Raw genomic sequence first — 13,395 nt, 5'->3', positions numbered from 1 at the left:
TAGTCGCGCTCTTAATCTTATCGCGGGTTGTTGGAGTGTTTAACTTTGATGAAAGTTGCATGAAGATTTGAAAAAACGACATCAGAGTGGCTGGATGGAGTTTTTGTCTGAGAAGAACCTTAAGCGGCAGAATGGCAGCCATAAAAAAACCCGCAAGTCAGTGACCGGCGGGCTCCACAATTTGGGGATTTCAAAGAAAAGCAGTGGCACTTATTCAGACTGCGACCCCAGAAGAAAGTTCTGGACAGCGCAAAAATATTTTTATAAAGGCAAAAGCGGCCAGATTATCACAATCAGGGTACCGGCCAGCGTCAGCAAAACATTCGCGATCGCATATGTTCCTGCATAGCCCAAGGCTGGGATGCTGCTGCGCGCGGTATCGCTGATGATCTCCATCGCTGGCGCACAGGTACGCGCGCCCATGATGGCACCAAACAGCAGCGCGCGGTTCATACGCAGCACGTAAGCGCCGAACAGATAGCAAATCACCACCGGCAGCAAACTCACCAGCAAGCCACTCAGCAGCATCAACGCGCCGGCGCTGCCGAAACCGTGCTGCAAGCCGCTGCCCGCGCTCAGACCTACGCCCGCCATAAACACCATCAGGCCAAACTCTTTCACCATCGTCAGCGCACCCTGCGGGATGTAGCCAAACGTAGGATGGTTAGCGCGCATAAAGCCCAGCATGATGCCTGCGAACAACAATCCAGCGGCGTTACCGATGCCGAAGCTGAAATTGCTGAACTGGAAGGTGATCATCCCGACCATCAAGCCGACGATAAAGAAGGCGCAGAAGGCCAGCAGATCGGTGATTTGGCTGTGAATGGCGATAAAGCCAATGCGATCGGCCAGGCTTTTCACGCGACGCGCTTCGCCGCTTACCTGCAGCACATCGCCTTTGTTCAGCATAATGCTGTCATCGATCGGCATTTCGATTTGGCTGCGAATCACCCGGTTAAGGAAGCAGCCGTGATCGGTCAGTTTGAGATGACTCAGGCGCTTGTTCACCGCGTTGTGATTTTTCACCACGATCTCTTCGGTGACGATGCGCATATCCAGCAAATCACGGTCGAACACCTCTTTGCCGTTACGGAAGCTGGGATCAAGGCGTGCGTGCGCATCGGGATAGCCCACCAGCGAGATATCGTCGCCCAGCTGCAGCATCGCGTCACCGTCCGGGCTGGCGAGAATACCGTTGCGGCGCAGGCGCTCAATGTAGCAGCCGGTCTGGCGATGAATGCCCAGCTCGCGCAGGTTTTTACCGCCGCTCCACTCCACCAGTTCCGGACCCACGCGATACGCGCGGATCACCGGTAGAAACACTTTGCGCTGGCTATCAGCGTCGAGGCCGCGCTCGCGCGCGATTTGCTGCGCGCAAGTCGGCAGATCCTGATGCTGCAGGCGCGGCAGATAGCGGGCGCCAAAAATCAGGCTGACTAAACCTACCAGATAGGTGAGGGCATATCCGAGGCTGAGGTTGTCCTGCATCAAGGTGAGCTGATGGCTGTCGCTGATGCTTTGCCGCAACGTATCGCCAGCACCCACCAGCACCGGCGTTGAGGTCATTGAACCGGCCAACATGCCCGCGGTTAAACCAATATCCCAGCCGAATACTTTGCCGAGCGTCAGGGCGATTAACAGCGCGCTGACCACCATGACAATCGCCAGAAAGAAGTAGTTTTTACCGTCGCGGAAAAATATCGAGAAAAAGTTAGGCCCGGCTTCCACGCCAACACAAAAAATAAACAACATAAAGCCAAGACTTAATGCGTCAGTATTAATGGCGAAATGCTGTTGACCTAAAATCAACGAAACAACCAGGACTCCAATGGAATTACCGAGTTGGACCGAGCCGAGGCGTAATTTACCTAAGCAGAGTCCGAGGGCTAAAACGACAAATAATAACAGAACGTCATTTCCGCTTAACAATTCTGCGACGTTAATGTTCACGGTTTAACTTCTTCTTAACCTGTAACCAGTTGATGAGAGGGACTTTTTTCGCTATCTTGTGCCGAACGTTAAGGTTCTTGCAACAAAAGCGTTCAAGCCGAAATCTAAAGCGGCGTCATTCTAATCATAATTAACACCCTCAGCTATCGGCAGTTTTCATTCCTTTCGCCTCCAGCTGTTTCTTTTTATTTCCAGTCGTGCGCATCAGGGCAGTAAAAGTTTCATAATTGTTAACGTCAAAGTTGAGGATAATTATGTTGCAGCGCAATAATCGCTGGCCAGCATCCATTCTGGGCGTGATGCTTTATACGCTGGTGTTTATTTATGCACATCATTTCTGGGCCGCCGCCAGTGAACAAGCCGTTCGCGGACAGCCAGAATTACTGCTGTTTTTACTGCCGGGATGTTTGATGGCGCTACTGCAGCCGCAAAGTCCGCTTATCAGCACCTTGTGGGTCGCGCTAGGCGGTACGCTGCTGGGTATGATGTGGTTAATGCTGGCGGTGCCAATGACGCACAGCGGCTTGTTGATTGTGGCCTGGAGTTTGAGTGCGCTGTTTTGGGCGGGTTGTGGTGCGCTGCTGGTGCGCTTGCTGCGGATTATGCTGGCGATGCGAGCCGAATAGCACCTGCAAAAACGGGCCCGCAGGCCCGTTCTCTTAGGCTTCGATACCCAGGTTTTCTTTGGTCCAGGCAGCGAATTCGGTGTAACCACCGATGTGCTGATCGTCGAGGAAAATCTGCGGCACGGTTGTCACCGGCTTGCCGGCACGGGCTTCCAGATCGGCTTTAGTAATGCCGGTGGCCTGAATATCCACGTACTGATAGTTAAAATCGTCGCGCTCGCTGGTCAGCTTAGCCGCCAACTCTTTCGCACGTACGCAGTAAGGGCAGCTAGAACGGCCAAAAATCACTGCAATCATTGCTTCTCTCCTTCCGCTGCTGTTTTGTGACTAGAATCACATCACAGCGTGAATAATGCGTCACATCATGCCCGCCCATCCTGCTTAAAGGAAGAAGAATATACCTGTTACTCTAATACTTACCGCCTATACATTGGGTAAAATGCGGCTAACGCTGAAAGAACAATCAAGGAACCATCGCATGCGTAATCTCGCCACATTACCCAAACCCGTGTTGCTACTCGAAGTGCTCGGCGTGCTTGCCGTCATTGGCGCCTTGTTGCTTACCAACGATTGGGTGAGCGCACCTGATTTCATCGCCAAAAAGCCGCTGGCGACGCTGCTGTTTTTTCTTGGTATCGCGCTGATGCTGCCTGCCGCATGGATGATGATGTGGCGCACGGCGAAGGCGATGGCCCCGCAATTGTTCAATCATTCCAACAAAAAGAAGTAACCACCGGAGAGAATTTATGACGCCGACTATCGATTTACTGTGCAGCCACCGTTCCATTCGCGCTTTTACCGAACAGGGCATTGACGAGGCGCAACGCAGCGCCATCATTGCAGCGGCACAAGCGGCTTCGACCTCCAGCTTTTTACAGTGCTCCTCAATTATTCGTATCACCGATCCCGCTAAGCGCGAGCAGCTGGTCCAGCTGACCGGCGGCCAGCCTTGGGTCAGCGCAGCGGCGGAGTTTTGGGTGTTCTGCGCGGATTTCAATCGTCATCAACAGATCTGCCCGGATGCGCAACTGGGGCGTGCTGAACAGCTGCTGCTCGGTTGCGTTGATACCGCGCTAATGGCGCAAAATGCCATGGTGGCGGCGGAATCGCTGGGCCTTGGCGGCGTATTTATTGGCGGGATTCGCAACAGCATCGCTGAAGTGACCGAGCTGCTTGAACTGCCGAAGTTTGTGCTGCCGCTGTTCGGCTTCTGCATCGGTCATCCGGCTGATACACCCGATGTTAAACCCCGCATGCCGCACGCGATGCTGGTACATGAAAACCGCTATCATGCAGTCGATAAAAATCTGTTGGCGCAATACGATGAGCAAATTACCGCCTATTATCAGCAGCGTGATAGCAACCAGCGTTCCGAAACCTGGAGTCAGCTGATTCAGCGTCTGATTATCAAAGAAACGCGTCCCTTCATACTGGATTACCTGCATCAGCAGGGCTGGGCGACGCGCTAAGCACAAGGAACTCTGCAATGAAAATGGCCATTCTCACTCGCGATGGATCGATCTATTCGTGTAAGCGTCTGCGCGACGCCGCGGAGGAGCGTGGCCATCAAGTGCAGATGATCGATCCGCTCTCCTGCTACATGAACATCAATTCCGATTCGCCTGCGGTGCACTATCGCGGCGAGGCGCTGGGGCATTTTGATGCGGTGATCCCGCGCATCGGCACCGCTACCACTTTTTATGGCACCGCGGTGCTGCGTCAGTTCGAAGTGCGCGGCAGCTATCCACTCAATGAATCGGTGGCCATTACCCGCGCGCGCGACAAACTGCGTTCGCTGCAGCTGCTGGCGCGTGAGGGCATTGATATGCCGATCACCGGTTTTGCTTCTTCGCCGGATGATACTGATGATTTGATCGCGATGGTGGGCGGTGCGCCGCTGGTGGTGAAACTGGTGGAGGGCACACAGGGCATCGGTGTGGTGCTGGCGGAAACGCGGCAGGCAGCGGAGAGCGTGATTGACGCTTTTCGTGGCCTCAATGCCCATATTCTGGTGCAGGAGTTCATCAAGGAAGCGCAAGGACGCGATATTCGCTGCCTGGTGATTGGCAATGAAGTGGTGGCAGCGATTGAGCGCGAGGCGAAAGAGGGCGATTTTCGCTCCAATCTGCATCGCGGCGGCAAAGCGCGTGCGGTGGAGATCACTGAACAGGAGCGCAAAATCGCGGTGAAAGCCGCCTGCACGCTGGGGCTGGAAGTGGCCGGTGTGGATATCCTGCGCGCCCAACGTGGTCCGCTGGTTATGGAGGTAAACGCCTCACCGGGACTGGAAGGGATTGAGGGCGTTACCGGTTTAGATATCGCCACCATGATGATCACGTGGATTGAGCAGCACGCTTGCCCCGGCTATCGTCCTAAAACCGGCGGCTAACCGGCGCTTTTCAGCGGTTTTCGTGGCATCCAGATCGGTTTTTCCGTAAGCTAAGGCGCTTATTTCTTCACCCCACAGGATATTACGATGGATTCACTGGTCGTTCCGGACATTGACGTACTGCGTCGCTGGCTGGATCAACAAAATATCACCTGGTTCGAATGCGATGCCTGTCAGGCACTGCACCTGCCGCACATGCAGAATTTTGACGGGGTGTTTGATGCAAAAATTGACCTGGTGGATAACGTTATCCTCTTCTCCGCGCTGGCAGAAGTAAAACCTACGGCGCTGATTCCGCTGGTGGGCGATCTCTCGCAGATCAATGCCAGTTCGCTAACGATTAAAGCCTTTGTTGATATTCAGGACGACAATCTGCCGAAGCTGATTGTCTGCCAGTCGATCAGTACCAGCGCCGGATTAACCTTCGGGCAGTTCTCCCACTTTATGAAGCAGAGTGAAGAGGGCGTTTCTATGGTAATCATGGAAGCCTTTGCTAACCACCTGCTGGTGGTTGAAGAAGAAGAGGAGCGACAGCCGAGCTCCAGCAGCCACGCGATGCTGCACTGAGTTCCCCGCCTCGCTAACTGCCGCTTTTTGCGGCAGTTTTCATTTTTGTCCCACCACTTTTTATTCTGCACTTTGCCCTTTATTGCCAGATATTAGTCGTGCTTTATGCCACTAGTGCCAAACCCCATAGCAGAAACATGCATAACTCATCGCAAAAAGGCGTTTTTTAAGCTGGGATCTGGTGAAGGTGGTGCGGGGGGGCTATTCTTGCGGGGCTGCTTGAGACGTGCAACCTCAGCGCAGGTATAGGTTTTTGCTATTAAACTCCCGCTGAATATTGATTCATTGTGTGCCTGTGATTTAACAGAAAACGCAACGTCCGGATCGCCGTGTATGCAGCGTTGTGATGACCCGCTCAGGAGGAAGTAAAACATGTTCAACCAACGTCAAAAATGGTTGTCAGGTGTGGTTGCTGGTGCATTGATGGCTGCGGCCGGCGGTGTGCAGGCCGAAGGCAGTACGGTACATGTGTATAACTGGTCCGATTATATCGCGGCGGATACCGTGCCGAACTTCGAAAAGCAGACCGGCGATAAAGTGGTGTATGACGTCTTTGATTCCAACGAAGTGTTGGAAGGTAAACTGATGGCCGGTAGCACCGGTTATGACGTGGTGGTGCCGTCGTCCAGCTTCCTCGCGCGTCAGCTGCAATCCGGCGTATTCCAGGAGCTGGATAAGAGCAAGCTGCCGAACTACAAAAACCTTGATCCCGATCTGATGAAGAAACTGGAGCAGCACGATCCGGGTAACAAATTTGCGATTCCTTATCTGTGGGGCACCACCGGCATCGGCTATAACGTCGATAAAGTGAAAGCCGCACTGGGCAAAGATGTGCCGCTGGATAGCTGGGATCTGGTGCTGAAACCGGAAAACCTGGAAAAACTGAAAGGCTGTGGGGTTTCCTTCCTTGATGCGCCGGAAGAGATTTTCGCTACTGTGCTGAACTACCTTGGCAAAGATCCCAACAGCTCTGACGCGAAAGATTACTCTGGCGCAGCCACTGATTTGCTGCTGAAATTGCGTCCGAACATCCGTTACTTCCACTCGTCGCAGTACATCAACGACCTGGCGAACGGCAACATCTGCGTGGCGATTGGCTGGTCGGGCGATATCCTGCAGGCGAAAGATCGTGCGGACAAAGCCAACAACGGCGTGCATGTCGGCTATATCGTGCCAAAGCAGGGCGCTCTGGCATTCTTTGACATGTTCGCGATTCCCAAAGACGCGAAAAATGTGGAAGGCGCCTACCAATTCCTTAATTACATGATGGATCCCAAAGTCATCGCTGACGTTTCCAACAACATGAACTATGCCAACGGTAACAAAGCCTCGCTGCCGCTGATCAATGCGGACGTGCGCAACAATCCGGGCATTTTCCCAACGCCGGATGCCATGGCCAAACTGTTTGTGCTCAAGGTCCAGGATCCGAAACTGGATCGTGTGCGCACCCGTGCATGGACTAAAGTAAAAAGTGGTAAGTAATTCGTTCTGAACGATTATTGCCTGAAGACGACAGCAGAGGCGCAGTAATGGCCTCTGTTGTGCCATTTTTAGCGGCTGGCTGTGCCGCGCGATTTTAGCGCCGGAGAAATGTTAGTGAACGACGCGATTCCCCGCCCCCCAAATAAAACGGCTAAGGCGATGACGCCGCTGCTGGAAATTCGCAACCTGACTAAATCGTTTGACGGCCAGCACGCCGTGGATGATGTCAGTCTGACCATTTACAAAGGTGAGATTTTTGCGCTGCTGGGCGCATCCGGCTGTGGTAAATCGACCTTGCTGCGCATGCTGGCGGGATTCGAACCGCCCACCAGCGGCCAGATCGTGCTGGATGGCCAGGATCTCTCCCATGTTCCGCCGTATCAGCGCCCGATCAACATGATGTTCCAGTCCTACGCACTGTTCCCGCACATGACGGTGGAGCAGAACATCGCCTTTGGCCTGAAGCAGGACAAACTGCCGAAAGGCGAAATCAGCAGCCGCGTTGAAGAGATGCTGTCGCTGGTGCATATGCAGGAGTTCGCGAAGCGTAAGCCGCATCAGCTCTCTGGCGGTCAGCGTCAGCGTGTGGCGCTGGCGCGTAGCCTGGCGAAGCGGCCCAAACTGCTGCTGCTCGACGAGCCGATGGGCGCACTGGATAAAAAGCTGCGTGACCGCATGCAGCACGAAGTGGTCGATATTCTCGAGCGCGTCGGCGCCACCTGCGTAATGGTGACGCACGATCAGGAAGAAGCGATGACCATGGCGGGCCGCATCGCCATCATGAACCGCGGTAAATTTGTGCAGATTGGTGAGCCGGAAGAGATCTACGAGCATCCCACCAGCCGCTACAGCGCCGAGTTCATCGGTTCGGTAAACGTGTTCGAAGGCTTACTGCGCGAACGCGGTGAAGACGCGCTGATCATCGATGCGCCGGGCCTGGTGCATCCGCTGAAAGTGCAGACCGATGTTTCTGTCGTCGATAACGTGCCGGTCCATGTGGCGCTGCGTCCGGAAAAAGTGATGCTGTGCGAAGAGGTGCCTGCCGATGGCTGTAACTTTGCCGTAGGTGAAGTGGTGCATATCGCCTATCTCGGCGACCTGTCGATTTATCACGTGCGCCTGCGCAGCGGCCAGATGATCAGCGCACAGTTGCAAAACGCCCACCGCTACCGCAAAGGCGCGCCAACGTGGGGCGATGAAGTGCGTCTCTGCTGGGACGCCGACAGCTGTGTGGTTCTGACGGTTTAAGGGGGCGATATGAGCCAGATTTCTCAACGCAGCGAGCCCGAAGTGGTGGGCACGCCGCTGCAGCGCTGGGCGACGCGCATCAAGATGCAGCACGGCCGCAAGCTGGTGATTGCCATGCCATATCTGTGGCTGATCCTGCTGTTCCTGCTGCCGTTCCTGATCGTGCTGAAGATCAGCTTTGCCGATATTGCGCGCGCTATTCCGCCGTACACCGATTTGGTCACCTGGGCCGATGGTCAGCTCAATCTGGTACTCAATCTCGGTAATTACTTCACGCTGACCGACGATCCGCTGTATGCCGATGCGTACCTGACGTCGCTGAAAGTGGCGGGCATCTCCACCATTATCTGCCTGATGATCGGATATCCGCTGGCGTGGGCGGTGGCGCACAGCAAGCCGTCAATGCGCACTATTTTGCTGCTGCTGGTGATCCTGCCATCGTGGACCTCGTTCCTGGTGCGCGTTTACGCGTGGATGGGCCTGCTCAACAACAACGGCATTCTCAACCGCTTCCTGATGTGGCTCGGCGTTATCGATCATCCGCTGGTGATCCTCTACACCAACACGGCGGTGTATATCGGGATCGTTTACTGCTATCTGCCGTTTATGGTGCTGCCAATTTATACCGCGCTGACGCGTATAGATTATTCGCTGGTGGAAGCCTCGCTGGATCTCGGTGCACGTCCGCTGAAGACCTTTTTCAGCGTGATTGTGCCGCTGACCAAAGGCGGGATTATTGCCGGCTCAATGCTGGTGTTTATTCCGGCGGTCGGCGAGTACGTGATCCCGGAACTGCTCGGCGGTCCGGACAGCATCATGATTGGGCGTATTTTGTGGCAGGAGTTCTTTAACAACCGTGACTGGCCGGTAGCGTCCGCGCTGGCGGTGATCATCCTGTTGATTCTGATATTGCCGATTATCTGGTTCCACAAGCATCAGAATCGTGAAGTGGGAGAGAAAGAATGAGCCAGTTACCGACTATTCGCTCTCCGTGGCGCACTGTGATTCTGCTGCTGTGCTTTATGTTCCTCTATGCGCCGATGCTGCTGCTGGTGGTTTATTCCTTCAACAGTTCGCCGCTGGTCACGGTATGGGAGAGCTTCTCGTTCCACTGGTACAACGTATTGTTCCAGGATCAGGCGATGCTGGATGCGGTGGGGCTCAGCCTGACCATCGCCGCGCTCTCAGCCACCATGGCGGTGGTGCTCGGCACCATGGCGGCGGTGGTGATTGTGCGCTTTGGCCGCTTCCGTGGACACAACGGCTTCGCCTTTATGCTGACGGCGCCGCTGGTGATGCCTGATGTGATCACCGGTTTGTCCTTGCTGCTGCTGTTTGTGGCGATGGGCAATACTCTTGGCTGGCCGAGCGATCGCGGCATGCTGACCATCTGGCTGGCGCACGTGACCTTCTGTACTGCTTACGTGGCGGTGGTGATCAATTCGCGTCTGCGCGAACTGGATCGCTCAATTGAAGAGGCGGCGATGGATCTCGGCGCAACGCCGGTGAAAGTGTTCTTTGTGATCACCGTACCGATGATCGCGCCCGCGATCGTTACCGGCTGGCTGCTGGCGTTTACCTTGTCGCTGGACGATTTAGTGATTGCCAGCTTCGTGACCGGCCCAGGCGCGACCACCTTGCCGATGGCGATTTTCGCTACCGTGCGTCGTGGCGTCAATCCGGAGATCAATGCTTTAGCCTCGCTGATTCTGTTTGTCGTCGGTTTAGTTGGTTTTATCGCCTGGCGCTTTATGGCGCACGAAGAAAAGCAGCGTTTACGCGATATCCAGAAAGCAAAACGTGGCTGAAAGCCGTAACATTTGTCACTATAAGAACGGGCTGATTTTATCGGCCCGTTTTATTATGGTTACGGAGCGACACCATGTCGGAAACCCTGAAACACGGTTCAATGATTAACGCTACACCGGTGCCCGTGATGGTGGCGGGCAGCGCTATCATCATTACGCGTTGCCTCAGCGTGTTGATGCTGGCCAACGAACTGGGTTACGACGAACTCGCCAACTTCGTGCATCGCAGCGCGCAAGCCTGGGATTCTACCCTGATCTTTATCGCTAGCCAGCTGATTTTCCTGTTTGAACTGCGCTGCGCCTTTATTCTGATGCGCGGCAACAATCGTGGGCGCTGGGGCTATGTCGCGACGCAAATCATTGTGCTGATCTACATGTTGATGGCATCGGTGGGCTGGATCTACCCGGAAATTTTTAGCATTCCCGGTGAAAGTAATGCGCAGATCATTCATCACACGCTGCTGCAAAAGCTCCCGGATGTGTTGGTATTAGGGCTGCTGTTTGTGCCGGCCAGCAGTCGCGCTTTTTTCCGGCGCCGGTGATACAATCGCCCCCCATTTTTTCTCCCGATTCTGACTACAGGCATTTGCATGCATTGCGCGCTTTATGATGCCGGTCGCTGTCGTTCGTGTCAGTGGCTGGAAAAACCCTATCCGCAACAGCTCAACGATAAGCAGTCGCTGCTTGAACAACTGCTGGCTGAAAAGCCGGTGGGCGAATGGCTGCCGCCGGTGCAATCCGCGCAGCAAGGGTTTCGCAATAAGGCCAAAATGGTAGTCAGCGGGAGCGTAGAGCGGCCGATTTTAGGCATGGTGGCGCGCGACGGTGAACCGGTCGATCTCTGCGCTTGCCCGCTCTATCCCGACAGCTTCAGTGCGGTGTTCGCGCAGCTCAAACCTTTTATCGCCCGCGCCGGTTTAACGCCCTACAACGTGGCGCGTAAACGCGGTGAGCTGAAATTTCTGCTGCTGACGGAGAGTACGCAGGGCGGCATGATGCTACGTTTTGTGCTGCGTTCCACCAGCAAGCTGCAGCAGCTGCGCGACGCCTTGCCGTGGCTGCAACAGCAGCTGCCGCAGCTGAAGGTGATTTCCGCCAATATTCAGCCGGTGCATATGGCGATTCTTGAAGGTGATGAAGAGATTGCGCTGACGCCGGATCAGGCGCTAGCGGAGCGCTTTAATCAGGTTCCGCTCTATATTCGCCCGCAAAGCTTCTTCCAGACCAACCCACTGGTTGCAGCCGATCTCTATGCCACCGCGCGCGATTGGGTCGCGCACTTGCCGGTGAGCGGCATGTGGGATCTGTTTTGTGGCGTCGGGGGATTTGGCCTGCACTGCGCAACGCCCGAAATGCAGCTGACCGGCATCGAAATCAATGCTGAAGCCATCACCTGTGCGCAGCAGTCGGCGCAGCAGCTGGGATTAGAAAAAGTGAGTTTTGCCGCGCTGGATTCCACGCAGTTCGCCACTTCACGGGAAGCGGTGCCGCAGCTGGTATTAGTGAATCCGCCACGTCGCGGTATTGGCGCAGAGTTGTGTGCTTATCTCAGTGAGATGGCGCCGGATTACCTTCTCTATTCCAGCTGCAATCCCAGCAGCATGGCGCAGGATATCGCGCGTCTGGCTGATTATGACGTGAGCCGCGTGCAGCTGTTCGACATGTTCCCGCATACCGCGCATTTTGAAGTGCTGTGCTTGCTGGGCAAGAAGGGTGGGACGGCGTAACGTTCACCTGCACGGAGGACGTGCAGAACCTGGCAGGCAGCACGCTCCGCCATCCCATAATGCTTATTCCGGGAACCACTTCTGATTGATTTGCTGCCAGGTGCCGTTGGCTTTCAATGCCACTAACGCGCTGTTCAGCTCGTTCAGCAGCGGCGCATTGCCTTTGCGTACCGCGATACCTAAACCGGTGCCAAAGAAGTCGGTATCGGTGATGTGCTCGCCTACCGCGCTAAGATCGTCATTGGCCTTGAGCCACTGATTCACCACCGCCGTATCACCAAACACGCCGTTCAGGCGACCGTTTTTCAAGTCGAGAATCGCGTTCTGATAGCTGTCATACGCCACCGCAATCACCTCCGGATGTTTCTCCAGCAGGTATTTCTGATGTGTGGTGCCGTTCTCAACGCCAACACGTTTGCCTTTCAGCTGGCTGAAGTCGGTGAACTGGCCTTTATGCGCAATCACAATCGCCGAGTTAGCGTAGTAAGGTTGGGTGAAATCGACCTGCTTGCTGCGATCGGCGGTGATATCCATGCCGGAAATCACTGCGTCATAGCGACGGAATTTCAGCGACGGAATCAGGCTATCGAAGGCGTTGTTGGTGAAGGTGCAATCCGCTTTCATCTGCTGACACAGTGCTTTTGCCAGATCGATATCGAAGCCCACGATTTGGTTGTCGTGATCAAGGGATTCGAACGGGGGATAAGTGGCGGAAGAGGCGAAGCGGATTTTTTCCGCCGCATAAGCATTCATTGCCAGAGTTGCTAGCGCAGCAGCAACGATCCATTTTTTCATTATGTAACTCCTGTAAACCATGCCAGAGACGGAACGGGTTACACGATGCCAGTTAATGAATTTATATGCAATATTTTTGCTTATTAATTTAAATGAACAGCGGGCGCTTTTTTAGTACGCCCGCAGGGAGTAAATCAGTTACGACGCTCAAATGCCAGCGCACGCTTCTCGACCAGACGCATCATCAGCGTCAGCAAGCCGTTCACCACCAGATAGATCAGACCAGCGGCAGCGTATACCGAGATATCGTAAGTGCGGCCATACAGCAGTTGTCCGTGGCCCATCACTTCCATCAGCGTAATGGTGTAGGCCAGCGAGGTACTTTTGAATACCAGCACCACTTCGTTGGAGTAGGACGACAAGGCGCGCTTGAAGGCGTACGGCAGCAGAATGCGCAGCGTATCTTTGCGGTTCATACCGAGCGCCGCGCAGGATTGCCATTGACCGGACGGAATGGCGCGCACCGCACCGTAAAACAGCTGCGTGGTATAAGCCGCACTGTTGAGCGACAGCGCCAGCAGCGCACACAGCCACGGCTGCGACAGCAGATGCCACAACCAGGGAATGTTCTGGATGCTGGGGAACTGGCCGGGACCGTAATAGATCAGGAAGATCTGCACCAGCAGCGGCGTGCCGGTGAACAGCGTGATATAGCCTTTCACTAGCCAATTGAGCACCGGCACTTTGAGCGCCAGCACGATGGTGCAAAGTACAGAGAGCACCAATGCCGCAATCAGCGATGCCACGGTCAGCGTCAGGCTGGTGTGTAGCCCTTTCAGCAGCTCGGGTAAGTAATCCAGCAT

At 54.8% G+C, this 13,395-nt stretch carries 15 protein-coding genes; 11 read left to right on the top strand and 4 right to left on the bottom strand.

All coding sequences use genetic code 11. The annotated features are described in order from the left end of the window. Positions 1–261: 261 nt before the first annotated feature. A complete protein-coding gene (locus tag PZBJ_RS02295; RefSeq protein ID WP_101760991.1) occupies positions 262–1,950 on the bottom strand; it encodes an aspartate:alanine antiporter in 1,689 nt (562 codons plus the stop codon). Between the two features lie 254 nt (positions 1,951–2,204). On the opposite strand from PZBJ_RS02295, the gene ybjM reads away from it, so the two are divergent. Next, complete coding sequence (ybjM, locus tag PZBJ_RS02290; protein ID WP_101760990.1) at positions 2,205–2,576, top strand: inner membrane protein YbjM; 372 nt, start codon at positions 2,205–2,207, stop codon at positions 2,574–2,576. A 33-nt stretch (positions 2,577–2,609) separates the two neighbouring features. Here ybjM and PZBJ_RS02285 read toward each other — a convergent pair whose 3' ends face one another. Further along, positions 2,610–2,873 carry a GrxA family glutaredoxin gene (locus tag PZBJ_RS02285; protein ID WP_007887673.1) on the bottom strand — a complete coding sequence of 88 codons (264 nt, stop codon included), beginning with the start codon at positions 2,871–2,873 and terminating at the stop codon, positions 2,610–2,612. Positions 2,874–3,054: 181 nt separating this feature from the next. Here PZBJ_RS02285 and PZBJ_RS02280 point away from each other — a divergent pair, with 181 nt between their 5' ends. The 10 genes from PZBJ_RS02280 (at position 3,055) to rlmC (ending at position 11,797) form a co-directional block, all read left to right on the top strand. Beyond that, entirely contained in the window at positions 3,055–3,306 is a 252-nt protein-coding gene (locus tag PZBJ_RS02280) for a DUF1418 family protein (protein ID WP_101760989.1), read from the top strand. 16 nt (positions 3,307–3,322) lie between these two features. After that, complete coding sequence (gene nfsA / locus PZBJ_RS02275) at positions 3,323–4,045, top strand: oxygen-insensitive NADPH nitroreductase (RefSeq protein ID WP_101760988.1); 723 nt, start codon at positions 3,323–3,325, stop codon at positions 4,043–4,045. A 17-nt stretch (positions 4,046–4,062) separates the two neighbouring features. Then, a complete protein-coding gene (rimK, locus tag PZBJ_RS02270; protein WP_101760987.1) occupies positions 4,063–4,965 on the top strand; it encodes a 30S ribosomal protein S6--L-glutamate ligase in 903 nt (300 codons plus the stop codon). An 87-nt stretch (positions 4,966–5,052) separates the two neighbouring features. Further along, positions 5,053–5,532 carry a type III secretion system chaperone family protein gene (locus PZBJ_RS02265; protein ID WP_008102469.1) on the top strand — a complete coding sequence of 160 codons (480 nt, stop codon included), beginning with the start codon at positions 5,053–5,055 and terminating at the stop codon, positions 5,530–5,532. Between the two features lie 372 nt (positions 5,533–5,904). Beyond that, on the top strand, positions 5,905–7,014 hold the full coding sequence (potF, locus tag PZBJ_RS02260) for a spermidine/putrescine ABC transporter substrate-binding protein PotF (RefSeq protein WP_101760986.1): 1,110 nt from the start codon (positions 5,905–5,907) through the stop codon (positions 7,012–7,014). 114 nt (positions 7,015–7,128) lie between these two features. Next, positions 7,129–8,262, top strand: coding sequence for a putrescine ABC transporter ATP-binding subunit PotG (gene potG, locus PZBJ_RS02255; protein ID WP_158238594.1), 1,134 nt, complete (start codon positions 7,129–7,131; stop codon positions 8,260–8,262). 9 nt (positions 8,263–8,271) lie between these two features. Continuing rightward, positions 8,272–9,228 carry a putrescine ABC transporter permease PotH gene (potH, locus tag PZBJ_RS02250; protein ID WP_101760984.1) on the top strand — a complete coding sequence of 319 codons (957 nt, stop codon included), beginning with the start codon at positions 8,272–8,274 and terminating at the stop codon, positions 9,226–9,228. Then, positions 9,225–10,070, top strand: a complete 846-nt coding sequence (gene potI, locus PZBJ_RS02245) for a putrescine ABC transporter permease PotI (RefSeq protein ID WP_101760983.1) — start codon at positions 9,225–9,227, stop codon at positions 10,068–10,070. Before potH ends, potI begins: the two co-directional genes overlap by 4 nt. 74 nt (positions 10,071–10,144) lie before the next feature. Further along, a complete protein-coding gene (locus PZBJ_RS02240; RefSeq protein ID WP_101760982.1) occupies positions 10,145–10,612 on the top strand; it encodes a YbjO family protein in 468 nt (155 codons plus the stop codon). A 48-nt stretch (positions 10,613–10,660) separates the two neighbouring features. Then, complete coding sequence (rlmC, locus tag PZBJ_RS02235; protein WP_101760981.1) at positions 10,661–11,797, top strand: 23S rRNA (uracil(747)-C(5))-methyltransferase RlmC; 1,137 nt, start codon at positions 10,661–10,663, stop codon at positions 11,795–11,797. A gap of 63 nt (positions 11,798–11,860) precedes the next feature. On the opposite strand, the gene artJ is transcribed toward rlmC, so the two are convergent. Together artJ and artM are read right to left on the bottom strand one after the other, a co-directional pair. Next, a complete protein-coding gene (gene artJ, locus PZBJ_RS02230) occupies positions 11,861–12,592 on the bottom strand; it encodes an arginine ABC transporter substrate-binding protein (protein ID WP_101760980.1) in 732 nt (243 codons plus the stop codon). A gap of 134 nt (positions 12,593–12,726) precedes the next feature. Further along, on the bottom strand, positions 12,727–13,395 hold the full coding sequence (artM, locus tag PZBJ_RS02225; protein ID WP_008102451.1) for an arginine ABC transporter permease ArtM: 669 nt from the start codon (positions 13,393–13,395) through the stop codon (positions 12,727–12,729).

The organism is Pantoea endophytica, assembly GCF_002858935.1.
In the GTDB taxonomy this organism is placed as follows: Bacteria; Pseudomonadota; Gammaproteobacteria; order Enterobacterales; family Enterobacteriaceae; genus Pantoea; species Pantoea leporis.
Note: the sequence above shows the minus strand (reverse complement) of the source record. Positions and strands in the feature narration are given on the sequence as shown.